The sequence below is a fragment of the Duganella sp. GW821-FHT07G03 genome, assembly GCF_059418605.1.
In genome coordinates this window covers 172,327-192,010 of sequence record NZ_JBWKQE010000010.1, presented here as the reverse complement: position 1 = coordinate 192,010, position 19,684 = coordinate 172,327, and the positions used below count along the sequence as shown (strand labels likewise).

Annotated in this window: 15 protein-coding genes; 3 read left to right on the top strand and 12 right to left on the bottom strand. The window is 66.5% G+C overall.

Features of this window, described 5'->3' with window-relative positions; translation table 11 throughout:
* Window positions 1–11 precede the first annotated feature (11 nt).
* Window positions 12–476: a MarR family winged helix-turn-helix transcriptional regulator gene (locus tag AC07OK_RS15525; protein WP_494691154.1), complete on the bottom strand. Its 465-nt coding sequence runs from the start codon at window positions 474–476 to the stop codon at window positions 12–14.
* Window positions 477–586: 110 nt separating this feature from the next.
* Between AC07OK_RS15525 and AC07OK_RS15520 the strand changes: the two genes are divergently transcribed.
* From AC07OK_RS15520 to AC07OK_RS15510, 3 genes are read left to right on the top strand one after another with little or no spacing between them, the layout of a single operon-like run.
* Window positions 587–1,420, top strand: a complete 834-nt coding sequence (locus AC07OK_RS15520; protein WP_020702875.1) for a p-hydroxycinnamoyl CoA hydratase/lyase — start codon at window positions 587–589, stop codon at window positions 1,418–1,420.
* 35 nt (window positions 1,421–1,455) lie between these two features.
* The gene (locus AC07OK_RS15515) at window positions 1,456–2,910 is read left to right on the top strand and encodes an aldehyde dehydrogenase (protein WP_494691153.1); all 1,455 of its coding nucleotides are present in this window, start codon (window positions 1,456–1,458) and stop codon (window positions 2,908–2,910) included.
* Between the two features lie 14 nt (window positions 2,911–2,924).
* Entirely contained in the window at window positions 2,925–4,790 is a 1,866-nt protein-coding gene (locus AC07OK_RS15510) for a feruloyl-CoA synthase (RefSeq protein WP_494691152.1), read from the top strand.
* A gap of 2 nt (window positions 4,791–4,792) precedes the next feature.
* Here AC07OK_RS15510 and AC07OK_RS15505 read toward each other — a convergent pair whose 3' ends face one another.
* From AC07OK_RS15505 to AC07OK_RS15455, 11 genes are all read right to left on the bottom strand, one after another.
* Window positions 4,793–5,248 (bottom strand): cache domain-containing protein, encoded by a 456-nt coding sequence (locus tag AC07OK_RS15505; RefSeq protein ID WP_494691151.1) that lies wholly within the window; start codon window positions 5,246–5,248, stop codon window positions 4,793–4,795.
* 114 nt (window positions 5,249–5,362) lie between these two features.
* On the bottom strand, window positions 5,363–6,652 hold the full coding sequence (locus tag AC07OK_RS15500; RefSeq protein WP_494691150.1) for an NAD(P)/FAD-dependent oxidoreductase: 1,290 nt from the start codon (window positions 6,650–6,652) through the stop codon (window positions 5,363–5,365).
* Complete coding sequence (locus AC07OK_RS15495; RefSeq protein ID WP_494691149.1) at window positions 6,649–7,995, bottom strand: glutamine synthetase family protein; 1,347 nt, start codon at window positions 7,993–7,995, stop codon at window positions 6,649–6,651. The genes AC07OK_RS15500 and AC07OK_RS15495 overlap by 4 nt, the downstream gene beginning before the upstream one ends.
* Before the next feature lie 101 nt (window positions 7,996–8,096).
* On the bottom strand, window positions 8,097–8,822 hold the full coding sequence (locus AC07OK_RS15490; RefSeq protein WP_494691148.1) for a TetR/AcrR family transcriptional regulator: 726 nt from the start codon (window positions 8,820–8,822) through the stop codon (window positions 8,097–8,099).
* Between the two features lie 55 nt (window positions 8,823–8,877).
* On the bottom strand, window positions 8,878–10,314 hold the full coding sequence (locus tag AC07OK_RS15485) for an amidase (protein ID WP_494691147.1): 1,437 nt from the start codon (window positions 10,312–10,314) through the stop codon (window positions 8,878–8,880).
* 14 nt (window positions 10,315–10,328) lie between these two features.
* The gene (locus AC07OK_RS15480) at window positions 10,329–11,861 is read right to left on the bottom strand and encodes an aldehyde dehydrogenase family protein (protein WP_494691146.1); all 1,533 of its coding nucleotides are present in this window, start codon (window positions 11,859–11,861) and stop codon (window positions 10,329–10,331) included.
* Window positions 11,862–11,882: 21 nt separating this feature from the next.
* The gene (locus AC07OK_RS15475) at window positions 11,883–13,439 is read right to left on the bottom strand and encodes a flavin monoamine oxidase family protein (protein WP_494691145.1); all 1,557 of its coding nucleotides are present in this window, start codon (window positions 13,437–13,439) and stop codon (window positions 11,883–11,885) included.
* Window positions 13,440–13,457: 18 nt separating this feature from the next.
* Complete coding sequence (locus AC07OK_RS15470) at window positions 13,458–14,801, bottom strand: APC family permease (RefSeq protein ID WP_494691144.1); 1,344 nt, start codon at window positions 14,799–14,801, stop codon at window positions 13,458–13,460.
* 1 nt (window position 14,802) lies between these two features.
* Window positions 14,803–16,230, bottom strand: a complete 1,428-nt coding sequence (locus AC07OK_RS15465) for an amidase (RefSeq protein ID WP_494691143.1) — start codon at window positions 16,228–16,230, stop codon at window positions 14,803–14,805.
* 25 nt (window positions 16,231–16,255) lie between these two features.
* Entirely contained in the window at window positions 16,256–17,245 is a 990-nt protein-coding gene (locus tag AC07OK_RS15460) for a YCF48-related protein (RefSeq protein ID WP_494691142.1), read from the bottom strand.
* A gap of 15 nt (window positions 17,246–17,260) precedes the next feature.
* Window positions 17,261–19,678, bottom strand: a complete 2,418-nt coding sequence (locus AC07OK_RS15455) for an efflux RND transporter permease subunit (RefSeq protein ID WP_494691141.1) — start codon at window positions 19,676–19,678, stop codon at window positions 17,261–17,263.
* Between the last annotated feature and the right edge of the window lie 6 nt (window positions 19,679–19,684).

Below are 19,684 nucleotides of genomic sequence, written 5' to 3'. Positions count from 1 at the left end.
GCCGTGGGCGTTCACAATACGATGGCGCTCAAGGAACGCAGCAGCGTCCGCAGTTGCGCGTGCAATTCGCTGCGCTCGTCGACGCCAAGTTCGCTCAACATCGCGCGCTCCAGCTCCGCCACCGCGGCGTCGCCCTGCCGCAGCAAGACGCTACCCTCCGCGCTCAGGCGCAAATGAATAATACGGCCATGATTGGCGTCGGCCTGGCGCACCACCCAACCGCGCGCCTCCATCGCCTTGACCATCTCGTTGGCCGATTGTGGTGAAATCATCGAGCGTTCGGCCAGCTGCGCATTGGACAGCTGCTGCTGGGTGTTAAGCACGGACAGCGCCGTGTACTGGGCCGCCGTCATACCCAGCAGCCCAAGACTGTCGCGCAGGCGCCGACTCAATACATGGTCGATGCGGCCTATCAGATAGGCGATGCCGCTAGGTTTGTCGTGTGCGGCGGCTGGCAGGTTTTTTTTCATCGTCATCCAAAATCCAAAGAGCACACAAAAAGCGCTTGCCTTGCATGCCAGGCAGATTATATTATAAGTCACGTATCAGGCAACCTGATATTAACCTAACATAAAGTGAGACTGAGATGAGCCAATACAACAACCGCTGGAGCACCGTAAAAGTCGAGATCACCGGCGGCATCGCCTGGGTGATCCTGAACCGCCCGGAAAAGCGCAACGCCATGAGCCCGACGCTGAACCGCGAAATGATCGACGTGCTGGAAACCCTGGAGCTGGATCCCGAAGCCGAAGTGCTGGTGCTGACCGGCGCCGGCGACAGCTGGACCGCCGGCATGGACCTGAAGGAGTACTTCCGCGAAAACGACGGCAAGCCGGAAATCTTCCAGGAGAAGCTGCGCCGCGACTGCTCGCAGTGGCAATGGAAACTGCTGCGCATGTACAGCAAGCCGACCATCGCCATGGTCAACGGTTGGTGCTTCGGCGGCGCGTTCTCGCCGCTGGTCGCCTGCGACCTGGCCATCTCCGCCGACGAAGCGGTGTACGGCCTGTCGGAGATCAACTGGGGCATCCCACCCGGTAACCTGGTCAGCAAAGCGGTCGCCGACACCATGGGCCACCGTCAGGCGCTACACTACATCATGACCGGCGACACCTTCACCGGCAAGGAAGCCGCCGCAATGGGCCTGGTCAACAAGAGCGTGCCGCTGGCGCAGCTGCGCGAAGCGACCATCGAACTGGCGGAAAAGCTGCTGGCCAAGGCGCCGACCGTGCTGCGCATCGCCAAGCATGGATTCAAGCGCTGCCGCGAACTGACCTGGGAGCAAAGTGAAGACTACCTGTACGCCAAAGTCGACCAGTCCAACTACCGCGACCCGGAAAAAGGCCGCGCCCAGGGCCTCAAGCAGTTCCTGGACGATAAGACCATCAAACCAGGCCTGCAAACCTACAAGCGCGCATAAGACGCCCACCACGCCAAGAACACAGGAGATACGCCATGCTTGAAGCCCGTTTGCTGATCGGAGGCCTGGACCAGGCCTCATCCACCGGCGCCACTTACCAGCGCCTCAACCCGGCCACCGGCGACACCGCCTCGGTGGCCGCCGCCGCCACGCTGGACGATGCCGACGCCGCCGTCGCCGCCGCGCAGGCGGCCTTCCCCGGCTGGTCCGCCACCGCGCCGGGCGAACGTCGCCGCCTGCTGCTCAAGGCGGCCGACTGTCTGCAAGCGCGGGCCCCCGAGTTCATCGCGGCCGGCGTGGCCGAGGCGGGCGGCGTGGCCGGCTGGTACGGCTTCAACGTGATGCTGGCGGCCTCCATGCTGCGCGAAGTGGCTTCGCTGACGACCCAGATCGCCGGCGAGATAATCCCCTCCGACGTACCTGGCCTGATGGCGATGGGCATGCGCCAGGCTTGCGGCGTGGTGCTGGGCATCGCACCGTGGAACGCGCCGGTGATCCTGGGCACGCGCGCCATCGCCACGCCTCTGGCCTGCGGCAATACGGTGGTGCTCAAGTCGTCCGAGGTCTGCCCCGCCGTGCACAGCCTGATCGGCAAGGTGTTCGAGGACGCCGGCTTCCCGGCCGGCGTGGTCAACGTCATCAGCAACGCACCGCAGGACGCCGCCGCCGTGGTGGCGCACCTGATCGCCAATCCGGCCGTCAAGCGCATCAACTTTACTGGTTCGACCAAGGTGGGACGCATCATCGCCCAGCAGGCCGCGCAGCATCTGAAGCCGGTGGTGCTGGAATTGGGCGGCAAGAATCCCCTACTGGTGCTGGACGATGCCGACCTCGATGAAGCGGTGCAGGCGGCCGCCTTCGGCTCCTTCTTCAACCAGGGCCAGATCTGCATGTCGACCGACCGCATCATCGTCGACAACAAGGTGGCCGACGCCTTCGTCGAAAAACTGCGCATCAAGACCGCCGGCCTGCCCGCCGGCAAACCGGGCCAGGAAGGCGCGATATTGGGCGGCATGGTAGACGCTTCGGCAGCCACCCGCGTGGCGGCCATGATCGCCGACGCGCAGGCCAAGGGCGCGCGCATCGTCTGCGGCAGCGCCGCCAGCGACGGCAACCTGCTGCAACCGGCCATCATCGACCACATCACGCCGGCCATGACGGTGTACCAGGAAGAGTCGTTCGGCCCCATCGTCGGCATCATTCGCGTCGATGGCGACGAGGCTGCGCTGGCCGAGGCCAACGCCAGCGAATATGGCTTGTCCGCCGCCGTCTTCAGCCGCGACATCTCGCGCGCGCTGGCACTGGCGCGACGCATCGAATCGGGCATCTGCCATATCAACAGCTCCACCGTGGCCGATGAAGCGCAGATGCCGTTCGGCGGCGTCAAGGCCAGCGGCTACGGGCGCTTCGGCGGCAAGGCCGGCATCGCCGAATTCACCGACCTGCGCTGGATCACCATCCAGAGCGGCCACCGCCACTACCCGGTCTGATGGAGGAGCACGCGATGACGCAGCTCCCCTCCACCACCGCGACGCTGGACCTGTCGCGCTATCGCCCGGTGCGCGTCGGCGGCGCGCCGGTGCGGATCGAGTCCGACGCCCAAGGCACCTGGCGCCTGGCGTCGGAGGAAGCGCTGGGCGCCTATCCCGACCGCATCACCGATTGCCTGGTACGCGGCGCCGAGCGCCATCCCGACCGCACGCTGGCCGCGCGGCGCGGCGCCGGCGGCGCCTGGCAGCACCTCAGCTACCGCCAGATGCTGGAACAGGCGCGCGCCGTCGGCCAGGCCTTGCTGGACCGGGGCCTGTCGGCCGAACGTCCGCTGATGATCTTGTCCGGTAACGATCTGCAGCACCTGCAGCTGGCGCTGGGCGCGCTGTATGCCGGCATACCGTATTGCCCGGTCTCGCCCGCCGCATCCGGCGCTACCACCGACCACGCCAAGCTGACCCACTTCGTGCGCCATCTGACGCCCGGCATGATCTACGCCACCGACGGCGGCGCCTGCGCGGCGGCATTGGCGGCGGCGGTGCCGGACGACGTCGAGATCGTGATCGGCCATGGCGACGCCGGCCGCGCCAGCACGCCGCTGGCGCAGCTGCTGGTGACCGTACCGCGCACGGTGGACGCGGCCAACGCCGCCGTCGGCCCGCACACCATCGCCAAATTCCTGTTCACGTCGGGATCGACCAAGTTGCCCAAGGCGGTGGTCACCACCCAGCGCATGTTGTGCGCCAACCAGCAGATGCTGCTGCAAAGCTTCCCTGCCTTCGGCGACAAGCCACCGGTGCTGCTGGACTGGCTGCCCTGGAGTCACACGTTTGGCGGCAGCCATAACGTCGGCATTGCGCTGTACAACGGCGGCAGTTACTACATCGACGACGGCAAGCCCACCGCGCGCGATTTCGCCGTCACGGTGCGTAACTTGAAGGAGATTGCGCCGACGGTGTTCTTCAATGTGCCCAAGGGTTGGGAGCTGCTGACGGCCGCGCTGGACGAGGACCCGGAGCTGTGCCGTCATTTCTTCTCGCAGATGGAGCTGTTCTTCTTCGCCGGCGCCGGCCTGTCGCAGGCCGCGTGGGATGCGCTGGAGCGCGTCAGCGAAAGCCGCTGCGGCCAGCGGATCCGCATCATGGCCGGCCTGGGCATGACGGAGACGGCGCCCTCCTGCACCTTCACCACCGGCCCGGTGATGATGGCCGGTTACGTCGGCCTGCCGGCGCCGGCCTGCGAGGTCAAGCTGGTGCAGGTAGAAGGCAAGTACGAGGCGCGCTTCCGAGGCCCGCACGTCATGCCAGGCTATTGGCGCGCGCCACAAGCGACCGCCGACGCCTTCGACGAGGAAGGCTACTACCGCAGCGGCGACGCAGTACGCTTCGTCGATCCGGCGCTGCCGGAACTGGGCTTGATGTTCGACGGCCGCATCGCCGAGGACTTTAAACTCAGCAGCGGCACTTTCGTCAGCGTCGGGCCGTTGCGGGCGCGTGTCATCAGTGCCGGCGCGCCCTACATCCAGGACGTGGTGGTAGCCGGCATCGATCGTGACAGCATAGGCTTGCTGGTATTCCCGCGCCTGGACCAGTGCCAGTTGCTGTCCGGGCTGGGCGCCGATGCGGATGTCGCAGAGGTCCTCGCCAGCGCCCCGGTACGCAGCCACTTCCAGCAACTGCTGGCGAAGTTGAACGCCGTAGCGACCGGATCTGCATCCCGTGTCGAACGCATGCTGCTGCTGGAGGAAGCGCCATCGGTGACGGCCGGCGAACAGACCGACAAGGGGTCGATCAACCAGCGCCTGGTGCTGGAGCGGCGCGCGGCGCTGGTGGCGGCGATGTATGAAGGAAGGAATGCGGCGGTGTTGACCGCCGCCTGAACTTACTTGCCTTTGTAGATGCCGGCTTCCAGGATGATGTCGCCCTGCTTGACGAAGTAGGTCGACTTCTTTTCGATTTCGCCGGTGGCCGGGTTGTTGTAGCGGTAGTCGACCCAGCCCTTGCCCTTGGCCTTGGCAGTGTCGATAATTTCCTTGCGGAACAATTTTCCGTCCGCGTCAGGCAGCACCACCATGTTCTTGCCAACCAGCTTGGCGTTGGTCGGGTGCGCCAGCTGGGTGCCGTCCATCGCCCGCACGGTCAGGTAGGTGTTCTCGTTGATGAACTCGGGATTTTTGTTGTTGACTTCCTTGATCAGCGCGTCCTTGCCGTTCTTCTGCAGATAGCTGGCGCCCTTGTCCACCATCGCCACGGCGGCGGCGGCAGTGTCGGCGGCCAGCGCCGGCAAGGAGGTCAGCGCGGTCGCGGCCAGCAATACGGACAGGATAGTATTCTTCATTTTGTGTCTCCGAAAGTAGTAAAGCGCCGCTGCAACGGCGGCAAGGCACTATATCAGTTCTACACCGGGGCCCGGCAGCTCCCCGGCTACGTGATTTCCCTTATTGGCGACGGCCTAACGCAGCCGTTCCAGCATCAGGAAGTACCACATCCCCAGCGCCAGCATGTGCCGCCCCAGCCAGTCGCCGACCGGCGCCCGCACATGGCTGAAGCGCTGGAAAACGTCGAACTGGTCCATCGTTCCCGCGATGGCCTTGGCCATGACCTCGCCCACGATGTGCGAGGTGGCCAGCCCGTGCCCCGAGTAGCCTTGCGCGTACCACACATTGTGCGCCAACTTGCCCAACTGCGGAATCCGGTTGATGACGATGCCCATGTCGCAGCTCCACTGGTAGTCGATCTCCACCCCGCGCAGCTGCGGGAAGGTGCGCTCGATGCACGGCCGCAGCTCGGCCGCGATGTCGCGCGAAGCCTTGCCCGAATAGTTGGCGCCGCCGCCGAACAGCAGCCGGCCGTCGGCCGTGGTGCGGTAGTAGTCGAGCACGAAGCGGCTGTCGTACACCGCCACGTCCTGCGGATTGATCTGCCGCGCCAGCTCGCCTAGCGGCGCGGTGGCGACGATGCCGCCGGCGGCCGGGAAAATCATGCCGCCCAGCTTGCGCCGCTCCAGCTTGTGGCTGACGTCGCCCGCCAGCAGGATCTGGTCGGCGACGATGCGCCCGCCCTCCAGCCGAAGCGACGGCGTGGCGCCGTGGATAATCTCCAGCACCGGCGATTGCTCGAAGATCAGGCCGCCCAGGCTCGCCAGCGCGCACGCCTCGCCCAGACACAAGTTGAGCGGATGCAGGTGCAGATTGCGCTGGTTGTAGATGCCGCCGTGGTACAAGGGCGTGGCCAGGAAGCGGCCCATGTCGCGCGCCTCGACCAGTTCCACCATGTCGCCCATGTCGCGCCGGACCAGCTCTTCATACGTCGCGCACATCGCATGCATGTCGCCTGGCTTGTAGGCGGCATGGAAGTGGCCATGTTTAAGGTCGCACTCGATGCCGTACTTCGCGATGCGTTGGCGAATGATGTCCTGCCCACGCCAGCGCAGGTTCCAGATGAAGTGCTCGGCCACCTGGCGCCCGGCCTGGCGCGTGAGCTGCCGCAGGATGGCGCCGTCGCCCGACAGGCTGCCCGTGACCTGCCCGCCGTTGCGGCCGGACTGGCCCCAGCCGATGCGGTGTGCCTCGACCAGCGCGACCCGCTTGCCCTGCTCCGCCAACTCCAGCGCCGTGGCCAGGCCGGTGAAGCCGCCGCCGATGATGGCGACGTCGACCCGTACCTCGCCCTCCAGCTTGGGATAGCGCGCCGTGCTGTTGGCGGTGGCGTTGTAGTACGAATGGATGCGCTCGGTACTCATGCCAGCTCCAGGTAGCGTTGCAGCTCCCAGTCCGTGACGCTCTGGTTGAACTGGGCCACTTCCCATTGCCGGGTCTGGACGAAATGGCGCACGAACTCCTCGCCCATCAGTTCACGCGCCAGCGGCGAGCGGTCCATCGCGGCGGTGGCCTCGGCCAAGGTGCGCGGCAGGCGTTCAACCTGTTCGGCGCCGCGGTTGGCGCCCGTCACAGGCGGCAATTCCAGCGCCAGCTTGTGCTCGATGCCGTACAGTCCGGCAGCCAGCGCGGCGGCGATCGCCAGATAGGGGTTGGCGTCGGCGCCGGCGGTGCGGGTCTCCAGCCGCATGCTGTGGCAGCTGCCGGGGATCACGCGCAGTGCGGCGTTGCGGTTGTCCACCGCCCAGGTCGGCTTGACCGGGGCCAGGTGATGGTCCACCAGCCGCTTGTAGCTATTGATGAACGGGGCCAGCATCGGCAGCAGATGCGGCAGGCAATGCAGCTGGCCGGCGATGAAGTGGCGCATGGTGTTGCTCATGCCGTGCTCACCGCGTTCATCATGGAAACAGTTGCGGCCGTCCCGCCACAGGCTCTGGTGCAGGTGCTGGCCGCAGCCGGCGTAGTCGGTCGAATACTTGGCCATGAAGGTGTTCAGCAGGCCGTGGCGGCGGCCGATCTCGCGCACCGATTCCTTGAACAGCACGGCGCGGTCGGCGGTCTTGAGGGCGTCGCCGTAGCGGATCGCAGCCTCGAAGTTGCCGGGGCCAGCCTCGGTGTGCAGCGCTTCCAGCGGCACGTCGATGGCGTTCAGGCTGGTGAACAGTTCGCGCACGAAGGCTTGCCGCGCGCCGAGGCGGAATGGCGAGTAGTTGGTCATGCCGTGGGTGGCGGTCTGCAGGTCGCGGTAGCCCTTGGCGCGCACCGACACTTCGGTCTCGTCCAGCACAAACCATTCGAACTCGGCGCCCACCTGGGCCGAATAGCCGAGAGCGTCGGCCTTGGCCAGCACCCGCTTTAGCACCTGGCGCGGGCAGATCGGCAACGGCGTGCCATCGGCGCGGGTGTGCTCGCCGAGGATCAGCCAGCAGTTGTCGTCCCATGGCAGCTGACGCGCGGTGGCCGGGTCCAGCACCAGGCCGATGTCGGGAAAGCCGGTATGAAAACCGGTGAAGCTGACCTGCTCGTACAGCTGGTCCTGGATATCCCAGCCGAACACGGCGCTGGCGATGGTGCCGCCGCCGTCCAGCATGCTGGCGATCTTTTCGCCGGACAGGTGCTTGCCACGGCTGACGCCGTCGATATCGGTGACGAGGAAACGGGCGTAGGGCTGGCCTGCCAGCGAGTCTTTGGAAAAAGTCGGGTTCATGTGTAGTGCTCTCGATGCGGTTGGTCCTGCGGACGCGCAGGCGCACGCCACCGGCGCGAACGCCGGTGGACGGATGGGACGGGTGTGGGAGCCGGGAGAACTTAGGTGACGTCGGGCGGCGCTTCAGGGCGTGGCTTGGCCAGGCGTCCCTGTTCGTTCAACAGCATCATGTGGCTGGCCAGCGCGTGATGGCAGATCAGGCGGTGGCTCTCGAACAGCTCGGCATGGGCCGGATCGCGCATGATCGATTCGATCAGCAGATGGTGGTCGAGGATGGTCATGGTGCGCGCCATGACGCCGCAGTGGTCCTTGTCGACATACGGCACCAGGAACTGGATGGCGTCGGTCAGCAGGGCTTTCACTTGCAGGTCGATCTCATGTTCCAGCGCCTTCAGCGCCGGCACCGAGGACAGCAGCGTGATCAGCTCGCTCACGCCCGGCACCTGCTGGTACAGCGGCTTGACGGCCGCATAGACCATGCCGAGATAACGGATCAGATCGGTGCAACCAGTCTTGGACGGATGGATGGCGGCCACCGCATCCTTGACCTGTTGCAGCCACTGGCTGGCGAGCGCGTGCACGACCGCTTCCTTGTTGGGAAAGTATTCGTACAGACCACCCACCGACAGGCCCGCCGCCTCCGCGATGCGCTTGGTGGTGAGCTTGCCGAGGCCGCCGCGCGCGATTTCCTGTCCGGCCGCCTTGAGGATGACCTCGATCGTCTTGATGCCGCGCTCCTGCTGCGGAACGCGCCGCTTGGCGGCAGGCTTGACGGCGGCCTTGGCGCTGGCCGGCGCCACCTGGGCGAGGGATTCTTTTTTGTGCATACGTTTCAATGACTGTTCGAAGAGCGGCGCAGAGCGCCGATTATGCCACAGCAGTTCAAGCTGCCGGGCCCATGGTGGGAAAGCGTTCGATGAACAGTTTCGAGGTGCCGGCCCGCGCGTGGTTGGCGCCGATCCGGAACACCGTCTCGTCGTCGTAGGCGTTGGCGACGATCTGCATGCCGGTCGGCACGCCCAGCTCGGACAGGCCGGTCGGCACCGCCATCACCGGATAACGGTTGAGCAGGTTGAACGGCGGCGTCAGGCACCAGCCCAGGTAGGCGTCGATCTGGTGGCCGTTGATATCGAGCATGGGTTCGGCCACCGGGTCCTGGTCTGCGGCCAGGTCGGTGGTCAACATCGAGGCGCAGATGAAGGCGCTGTAGCCCTTGCCCCACACTTTCTCCTGCATCTCGCGCTGCAAACGCTGGCCCAGGGCCGCGCTCGGCATGATCGAGGCGCGCGGTCCGCCGGCCTTTTCGTACAGGTCGGCGGTGTAGCTGTTCAGCTTGTGCGCTTCGGCGTGCGGGATGTCGCGCATGAACTCGTCCACGAACAGCGCCCGCAAGCCTTCCAGCAGGACGTTGTTGATTTCTTCCAGGTCCCAGTTCAGCGCCACCTCCTCGATCACCGCGCCGCGCTCGCGCAGGCCGTCCAGCGCCGTCATCATGTTGCGGCGGATGTCGTCCGCCAGCGCCGGATGGCCGAACGCCGGGCTATAGGCGATGCGCATGCCGCGCAGGTCGCCGTATTCGGTCGGCAGCGGCGTGAACGGCAACGTGGTGTAGGAGTTCGGATGCGGCCCGCCCAGCACGTTTTGCATCAGCACCAGGTCGTCGAAGGTGCGCGTCATCGGCCCTTCCACCGCTTGCGCCATGTATTCGTCGCCGGGCGCGCAGGCCAGGCGGCCGAACGGTGGCTTGTAACCGTAGACGCCGCACAGCGATGCCGGCAGGCGGATCGAACCGGCCATGTCGCTGCCGGTGGCCAACGGCGCCACGCCGGCAGCCAGCGCCGCGCCGGAGCCGCCGCTGGAACCGCCGCAGGAATACGCCGTCGCCCACGGATTGCCGGTCACGCCGTACAGCTTGCTCCAGGTATGGCCCAGCACGCAGAATTCCGGATTGGTGGCCTGAAAGTACGGGATCGCGCCCGCCTCCAGCAGCTTGTCGACGATGGGATGGTTCTCGGTGGCGATCTTGTCGCGGTAGACCAGCGAGGCCAGCGGACGCGGCCAGCCCTTGACGCTGGTCTCTTCCTTGATGATGACCGGCACGCCTTCCAGCGGACGGGCCGTGCCTTCCGCATAGCGGCGGCGCGCTTCCAGCGCCATCGCGCGGGCGGCGTCCAGGTGCAGGCTGGCGGCGCAGTTCACCGTCGCTTGTTGGCGATGGGCGGCTTCGATCAGCGTTTCCAGGTAGTCGGCCGGGTCCAGCGTTCCGGTGCGAAATTGCGCCAGCAGTTCGGTGGCGGGCAGATAGTTTGCGTGTTGCATGAAATTTCCAGTCTTTATTCGTCGGTTGCGGCCGCTTGGGCCGGGTAAAACGCCGCGTCCGGGCGGGGCAGCCACCAGTCGTGGATGCGCGGCTGGTGATCGAGGATGACCATCTTGCTACGGCGGAAGGCGTCCAGGCCCTGCCGGCCCAGCTCGCAGCCCAGGCCGGACATCTTGCTGCCGCTGAAAGGCAGCGCATCGTTGTCGATCAGCGGGTTGTTGATCCAGACCATGCCCGACTCCAGCCGGTTGGCCGCTTCCATGGCCTCGGCCAGGTCGGTGGTGAAGACCGAGGCGCCCAGGCCGAATTCGGAATCGTTGGCCAGCCGCAGCGCCTCGTCGAAGTCGGCCACGCGGCAAATTGCCGCCACCGGGCCGAAGCATTCTTCGCGCATGATGGCCATCTGCGGCGTAACGCCGGTGAGGATGGTCGGCTCGTAGAACCAGCCTGGCGGGCAGTCCGGCGGTATGCGGCCGCCGCAGACGATCTGGGCGCCCTGCTCCACCGCCTGCTGCACCAGCCGCGCCACCTTGTCGCGTGCGGCCTGGCTGACCAGCGGACCGATCTCCGCCATGCCCATGCCGTCGCCGACGCGCAGCTGCACTGTGCGGCGGGCGAACTCGGCGACAAACGCATCGTGGATCTGGTCGACCACGAAGAAACGTTCGGACGAAGTACACACCTGCCCGCTTAGCAGGAAGGCGGAGTTGACGCAACCGGCCGCCGCCACTTCCAGCGGCGCGTGGCGCGAGATGATCATCGGATCGCTGCCGCCAGCTTCCAGCACGCAGGGCTTCATGCGCTCGGCGCAGGCGACGCCGACGGCGCGCGCCGCCGCCACGCTGCCGGTGAAGGCCACCGCGTGGGTGCCGGCCGATTGGATCAGCAATTGCGCGGTGTGGGCGTCGCCGGGCAGGCAGGCCACCAGGCCGGGCGGCAAGGCCGCGAAGTATTCCATGAAGCGCAGCGTGCACAGCGCCGTCGCCTCGGCCGGCTTGATGATGCAGGCGTTGCCGGCGGCCAGCGAGGCGGCCACGGTCCAGCACAGCAGCAGGATCGGATAATTGAACGGCAGGATGTGCACGCTGACGCCGTAGGGCTCGTAGCGCATGTGCTGAAACGAGCCGGCCTGGTTGGTGCCGGCCACCTTGCCGCCGTCGTCACGCGCCATTTCGGCGTAGTAGCGGAACACCGAGGCGCAGATCGACAACTCGCCATACGCATCCGGGTAAGGCTTGCCCATCTCGCGGCAGATCAGCTTGGCGACCTCGCTGCGGATGGGGGCGTTTTCCAGCGCGTGGGCGATGGCGTGCAGCGACGCGGCGCGGCTGGCGGTGTCGGTCTGCTTCCACAGCTTTTGCGCGCGGTTGGCCGAGGCCACCGCCCGCTCGACATCGGCCTCCGCGCACACCGGGTAGCGCCCCACGGACGCCAACGTGGCCGGATTGACGGCCTGCTTGGCCTGCCCGGTCAGCGGCTCGACATAGCCGCCGTCCAGGTAGACCTGCGCGCGCAGTGGGGTGAAACAGGAAAAATTCACATGCATCTTGGTTCCAATTGATAGAGTTTAATGTCCCTGCACCGCGCGGGCGATGACCTTGGCGCAGCGCTGGCCGGTTTCCACCGCGCCGCTCAGGAAGCCCGAGTGCTGCACCGATGCGTGCTCGCCGGCGAAGTGGCAATTCCCCTGCCGCACGCCGGCATAGCCGTACCACGTGGTGTAGCTGCCCTTCGGATGCGCGGTGTACGCGCCCTTGGTCCATTGGTAGCCGGGCCAGTAGTTCAGCACCACGCGGCCGTTCCACAAGGGCTTGATGCCGGGGAAGGTCAGGTTCAAGCCGTCCAACATGTCGATAGCCTTGAGGTTAATCGGCTTGTCGTTCATCGCCACTGCCACCGCGTCGCCCGAGAAGCAGGTCAGGATGCCGGCCGTGCCGGGCTGGGCGCGCGTGACTTCCCAGCTGATCTGGTAGCCGGTGTCGTTGTCGCTCAGGCCGGTGTAGCCCTGCTCGCGCCAGATGCGGCGTTCAAACTGCATCTGGAACTTCGCGTGCATGCCCATGCGGAAGTTGCGGATGGTGTCGACCTTGCGCGCGTCGAAACCGGCGCCGCTGTAGTCCACGGCGCTTTGCAGGATGGAGAACGGCAAGGCCAGCACCACATGGTCGGCCTGCACCTGGACCGTGTTGGCGCCGTTCTTGAAGGTCAGGCTGTAGCTGTTGTCGGCGTTCTTGACGATGCGGGTCAGCGCATGGCTCTTGATGATCTGGCCGCTGTTCAGCGTGGCCGCCATGCGGCTGACCAGCTGGTCGTTGCCGCCGCGGATGTGGAAACGCTCGTCCGACGCCTTGGGCGCGAAAAAGCCCACCAGGTCCAGCGCGCTGGTCTCCGTCGCGGCGATGCCGGACGAGGCATCCATCAGCAGCTTCAACAGCTTGCCCTGGCGCGAATCGAGGCCGCCGGGAACGTAGGCAGTGATGTAGTCGGTGACCGACATATTGTCCAGCTCCGCACCGCGCACGCTGTGGTTGTCGTAAGTCTGCGGCCACGGCGCCGCCTTGTTGTCGGCGTCGATCTGCCCGACGAAGGCGTCGAAGTCGACCACTTGCTCATCCCAGGTGTAGCGCGAACCGTCGATCCAGAAGGTGAGCTCGCCGCCCTGTTGCTCGTCGTAGGCGTTCAGGTCATCGAGCGTCAGGCCCAGTTCGGCGGCCAGCAGGCGCAGTTCAAGGTGGGCTGTATCGATCAGCTCGCCGCCGTTTTCCGCCACCTGGCCGGGGAAGCTGGTGGTGTTGGACGAACAACGCCCACCCAGGTGGTCCGACGCCTCGTACACGGTGGCGCAGACGCCCGCCTTCTTCAATTCATAGGCGCAGGCCAGGCCGCCCAGGCCGGCGCCGACGATGACCACGCGCACATCGGTGCTATCACGATGGACGCGGTGTGCCGCCATCAGCGGGCCGCTGGCCAGCATGGCGGCCGAACCAACGGCCGACAGCTTCAGCAGCGCGCGCCGCTCGCGCAGCATCGCCAGCGCCGCTTCACTCGACAAGCCGTGCCGCTTGCGCAGGCGGGCCACCTCCATGACGGAGGCCAGGATACGCTTCAAAGGAGAATGTGCCATGTTGTCTCTTTCTGATTGTTATGGGTTGGTCTGCTGGAACACGTCGCGGGGAGCTTCCTGGCTGCGTCGCGAAAACAGCCAGTAACCCAAACCGGCCACGAACCAGCAGCCGCCCACGGTCAGCGCCGTGGCGTTCAGGTTGATGAGGATAATCAGCACGGCGGACATCCCGCACAGCGGCACGATCACATGCGCCCACCAGCGCCGTCCGCCATGCCGGCCGAAATGCGCCAGCACCGACAGATGCACGAACAGGAAGCCGACCAGCGCGCCGACGCTGATAAAGATCGCCAGGTCGCTGATGTTGTTGCGCATCAGCAGGGCGATGCCCAGCGAGATGGTGGTCGACACGATCATGGCGACATAAGGGTTGCCATGCCGGCGATGCACCTTGGCCAGCACCGACGGCAAGCTGCGGTCGCGGCCCATGGCGAACAGCACGCGCGCCACGCCCACCTGCATCGGCAGCACGTTCGGCACGCCGACCACCAGGATCAGGAACCACGCCAGCGCCAGCGAAGCCTTGTGGCCGGCGATGGCGGTCAGCAGTTCGTAGATCACCGTGGCCGGGTCCTGCACCGGAAAGCCCACCAGCAGGTTGCCCACCACCCACGAGGTCAGCACGAAGATGCCGCTGGTGATGGCCAGGTTGGTCATGATGGCCTTGCCGACCACGCGGGTGTTGCCGTCCTTGACTTCCTCGGCCAGCGTCGACACGGCGTCGAAACCCAGGTAGGACATCACGCAGATCGAGGTGGCGGCCAGCACGCTGGCGCCATGGAACTTGCCGGCGTCGATCAGCGGGGCCAGCGTCAGCGCCCCGCTGCCGTGGCCGCCGAACAGCGCGAACACACACATCCCCACGATGACCAGCACCGCCGCCAGTTGCAGCACCACCGATAGGAAGCTGACGCGCGAGGTCACGCTGATGCCGAACCAGTTCACCGCAAACGTCGCCGCCACCGTGGCCACGATCCAGGTGGCGCGGTCGCCGTGCGGCACCAGCTCCTCCAGGCTCACCGCGCACAGGGCGTAGGTGAAGGCCGGCACCAACAGGTAGTCCAGCAAGATCATCCAGCCGGCGATGAAGCCGGCGAAGCGGCCCATGGTCTGGCTGGCGAAGCCGTACACCGAACCGGCGCTGGGCATGGCCGAGGTCATCACGGCGTAGCTGCTGGCGGTGAAGTACACGCACAGCGCGCCCAGCAGGTAGGCCAGCATCGGCAGGCCGCCGGACACGGTCCAGACAAAGCCGGCCATCGTCAGCGGCGCCACCGGCGCGGTATAGGCCAGGCCGTAGAACACCAGGTCGCTGTAGCTGAGCGCGCGCTTCAGCTTGCCATTCGGAGTCGCGTCAGACATATCACTTTGCTCCAAGTGGATGGCGGGCCGTCATGGCCGGATCGGGACGCTTGCCTTGCCACACGCCCGCCTCCACCGCCGCGCCGATGCGGAACACGGTGGTCTCGTCGAAGGTCCGGCCGACCACCTGCACGCCGGTGGGGATGCCGTTGCTGGCGATGCCAGACGGCACGCTCAGCACCGGGTGCCGGCTCAGCAGGTTGAACGGGTAGGTCAGCGCATCGTTGCGCAGCACCGCCATGCTGTCGCGCTCGCCTTCGGCCAGGCCGCCGATGGCGCCCATGGTCGGGCAGATCAGGGCGTCGTAGCGGCTCATCACCTCGGCCAGCGAGTCGTACATGCGGCCGGTGGTGACGTCGGCGGCCAGGTACTGCTCGCCCGTCATGCACAGGCCGGCGGCGGCGAAGTGGCGGATGTAGTCGCTGGTCTCCAGCTCCTGCTCCAGGATGCGGACGGCGAACGCGCGGCCGGTCTCGTAGCCCAGCCGGTGCTCCAGCGCATCGGCGGCGCTGCTGTCCCAGCCCAGCGACACCTGCTCGACGACAGCGCCCTGGGCGCGCAGCGCCTGCACCACCTGGTCCATCGACTGGCGCACATCGGCGTGGACCTGGCAGAAGTCCAGGTCGTAGGACAGCGCGATGCGCAAGCCCTTCACCGGCTGGAAGTCCAGCGGCACCTCCAGCTTGGGGCTGATGGTGGCCGGGTCGCGCACGTGCGGACCGTTCATGATGTTGAACATCAGCGCACAATCGGCCACGGTGCGCGCCATCGGGCCGATGTGGTTCATCGGATGCAGCGCGTAGGCGATCGGCGAAACCGGCACGCGGCCGTAGCTGGGCTTGAGGCCGACCACGCCGCAATAGCTGGCCGGAATGCGGATCGAGCCGCCGATGTCCGAACCGGACGCCAGCGCCGTCAAGCCGGCCGCCAGTGCGGCGCCGCTGCCGCCGCTGGAGCCGCCGGGCGTCATCTCGGGATTCCACGGGTTGCGCGTCACGCCGTGGCGTACCGAGCGGGTGAAGCCGGCCATGTAGAACTCCGGCACATTGGTCTGGGCGTGGATCACCGCGCCGGCGTCGAGCAGGCGCTGGCTGACCGGGGCGTTGACCGTGTCCGGCGTGTTCCCTTGCAGCCAGGAGCCCTTGGTGGTGACCCAGCCGACCAGCGTGTGCTCGTTCTTCAGCGACACCGGGATGCCTTCCAGCGCACGCGGTATGGCGCCACGGCCGGCGTAGGCCAGCTCGGCGTCGCGCGCGGCGGCCTTGGCTTCCTCGCGGCGCTGGGCGCTGAAGGTGTTCAGCACGGGTTCGAGCCGGTCGGCCCGGGCCAGGCAGGCGTCCAGCAGTTCCACCGGCGACAGGTCGCGCGAGCGGAACAGCTGCAAGGCCTCGGTAGCGGGCAGGTAGCAGAGTTCATCGGATTTGTGCATGTTCGTGTGTCCTTGTGAGGTCGATCTATTTGTGGTCCGCCGGGGCCGGGCCTCGGGCGGACATCATGGGTGGGGTGCTGCCGGCCAGCGGCAAGGCGGCCGACAGCGGCAGGCGATCGGTCCGGTAGCTGGCCTGCACGCTGGCGCCGTCGTCGGCGCTGCGCAGGATCACTCCGTCCTGGCCCACGGCGAGAACGTCGTGTCCGCTGCCGGTGCGCACCACGCTGGTGATCGAGGCGGTGCTGCCGGTGACGATGCGGGTCCAGCTTAGTCCGGCGTCGCCGCTGCGGTACAGCGCGCCGCGCAGGCCGCCGACCAGCAGGCCGCCGTCCCGCAACACGGTGCCGGCCCAGAACGAACCCTTGTAGCCAGTGGGCAAGTAGTTCCAGCTGATGCCCTGGTCGGCCGAGTGCAGCACATAGCCTTTCTCGGCGGCCGCATACAACACCCCGCCCTGGCCGGCAAACAGGCCCAGCAGGTTCAAGTCGGCGCGGCGGGCGCCGGCGGGCGCTTCAAGTTCGCGGGTGGTCCAGTGATTGCCGCCGTCGGCGGTGGTCAACACCAGCGACCACAGGCCGACCGCGACGCCATGCTGCGCATCGAAGAAATGCACGGCGAACAATGGGCGGTCCTGCTCAGGCTGGCTGCGCTGCACTGTCCACTCCTCGCCGCCGTCGCTGGTATGCAAGACCACGCCGGCATGACCGACGGCCCAGCCGTCCTTGTCGTTGGCGAACGACACGGACGTCAGCGTGACGTCGAGCGGCACCTTGCCGGCCTGGCGCCATTGCTTGCCCTGGTCGTCCGACAGCAGCACGACGCCATGCGCGCCGACCGCGACGATGCGCTTGCCGGCCCAGGCGGTGGCCAGCATGCTGGCTTGGGCCGCATGGGCAACATTGGCGGCCGCACGCAGTCCCACCGGCCAGGCGGTCGGCTCTGCGCCGCCAGCGAGCGGCAGCAGCGCGGCGACGCCCAGTACTCCAGCCAATATGTGTTTCAAGTTACGGTTCATGATTCCCCCGTCGGTTCAATGCTGGAGCAGACCCGGCGCGCGGGCCGGAGTCTTGCGTGGAAATAAACGTTCCAGCCACACGGCAAAGGCCGGCAGCGCGGTCATGGCCATGATCATGTTGACCATAAACATGAAGGCTAACAGCTTGCCCATGTCGGCCTGGAATTTCAGGGCCGAGAAGGACCAGGTCGCCACACCCACCGCCAACGTGACGGCGGTGAAGATGGTCGCCGTCCCCACTTCCAGGATGGCTTGCTCGACCGCCTTGACAATCGGCAATCCGTTCGCCAGGTGCATCTGCAAGCGGTTGTAGATGTAGAACGCGTAGTCGACGCCGATACCCACCGCCAGCACCATCACCGGCAGCGTCGCCACCGTCAGGCCGATGTTGAGCTCCTTCATGAACCAGTAGCCGATGAAGGTGCCCACCGTCAGCGGCAGGCAGCAGGCCAGCACCGCCCGCAAGTCGCGGTAGGTGACCAGCACCAGCAGCACGATGGCGGCATACACCCACAACATCATCGGCAGCTCGCTGCGCTCCAGCGTCTGGTTGACCGCAGCCAGCACGCCGGCGTTGCCGGTAGCGAGACGGATCGTGATGCCGGGCGCCGACTGGCTGGCGGCAAACGCTTCCACGGCGGCAATCACGCGGTTGATGGTGACGGCCTTGTGGTCGGTCAGGTACAAGTGCACCGCCGTCATGCTGCAATCCTTGCGCATGGTGCCGCGGGTGCGGGCGATTTCGGTGGCCAGCGCCGCGAAGTTGGCCGAGTCCAGCGGGATCGCCTCCATCTTCGGGTTGCCTTCGTTGTAGCCACGGTTGTACTGCTTCATCTGGTCCGAGAACGAGGCGATCGACAACACACCCGGCACCGGCTGCATGGCCCAGGTAAAGCGATCCTGGAACAGGCCGATGTTGGAATTGCCGCAGAAGCCCACGCCCTGCCCGTCCGCCGGCGCCGATCCGCCGCCAGCCGCGCCGGCGATCACCTTCGCTTCAAAGATCACGGTCAGCCAGTCGAGGCCGGTGTCATAGTTGCTGGCGATGGAGACGGCATCCCGGTTGAAGCGGGCGTCCGGCCGCAGTTCCGGCGCGCCCGGCTCCACCGTGCCGACCACCCGCCCCTGGCTCTGCCAAACAGCCAGGCTGAAGATGGCGCCCACCACGGCCAGGCAAACCGCCGCGTTGCGCGGCTTGGCCACGCGGGCCAGCACGCGCAGCCAGCCGGCCCGCTTTTCGCGCAGCACCATCGCGGCGTCGGCATACGACTGGTCGATGCGGCAGTACGAAGCCGCCACCGGCAGCATCACCAGGTTGGTGATGATCTTGAAGCCTACGCCCAGCGACGCGGCGATCGCCAGTTCGCGCACCATCGGAATCGGGATCATCAGCAGCGTGACGAAGGAGACGAAGGCGGTCGCCAGCGCCAGCGTGCCCGGTATCAGCAAGCCGGAGAAGCTGGCGCGGCAAGCGTCCATGCAGCTCTTGCCGAGCGAGACTTCGCGCACGATGTAGTTGATCTGCTGCACGCCGTGCGAGACGCCGATGGCAAACACCAGGAACGGCACCAGCACCGCCAGCGGGTCCAGCCCGAAGCCCAGCAGATGCAGCGCGCCGAACTGCCACACCAGCGAACTGAGCGAGCAAACTATCGGCAGCAGCGTGAACCGCACTGAGCGGCAATACCAATACACCGCGCCGGCCGTCAGCAGCAAGGCCAGGCCGAAGAAGCGCAGCACGGACTTGGCCGAATCGGCGATCTCGCCCACCTGCTTGGCGAAGCCGATGATCTCGATGCTGAAGTTCTGGTCCTCGAAACGCTGGCGCAGCTGTTCAAGAATCGCGTTGTAGGCGACGTAGTCCAGCTTGTGGCCGTCCTTGTCGGTCTCCAGCAATTCTGCGCTGATCATGGCGCTGTCCTGGCCGCGCGACACCAGCGTGCCGACGAAGCCGCCCTGCACCGCCGCCGCCTGGATGCCGGCGATGGCGGCCGCGTCCAGCCGGTCCGGGGTGATGCTGCCGTCGATCAGGGGATCGGCGCGGAAGCCCTCCTCGGTGATTTCATTGACGAAGGTGTTGGGCGTCCACAGCGACTGCACGCCGAGCCGCTCCACGTTCGGCAGGAAGGTGACGGCCTGGGTGACCTCGTACAACCGCTTGAGGCCGGCGGCGCTCCAGATGGTGCCGGTGCGTGCCCGCACCACGATGTTGAGGCGGTTGGCACCCATCACATCGTCGCGGTAGGTATGGAAGGTCTCGACATACGGATGGTTGGTCGGCATCTGTTTCTCGAAGCCGGCCTCCATCCGCAAGCGCCAACCCAGGCAGCCCATGAGCACGGTCAGCCCCAGCAGCGCAACCATCAACCAGTTGCGCCGCTTGAAGCAGACCGTTTCAAAGCGCGCCAATAAACGGGCGGGGGAAAATGTCATTGTTAC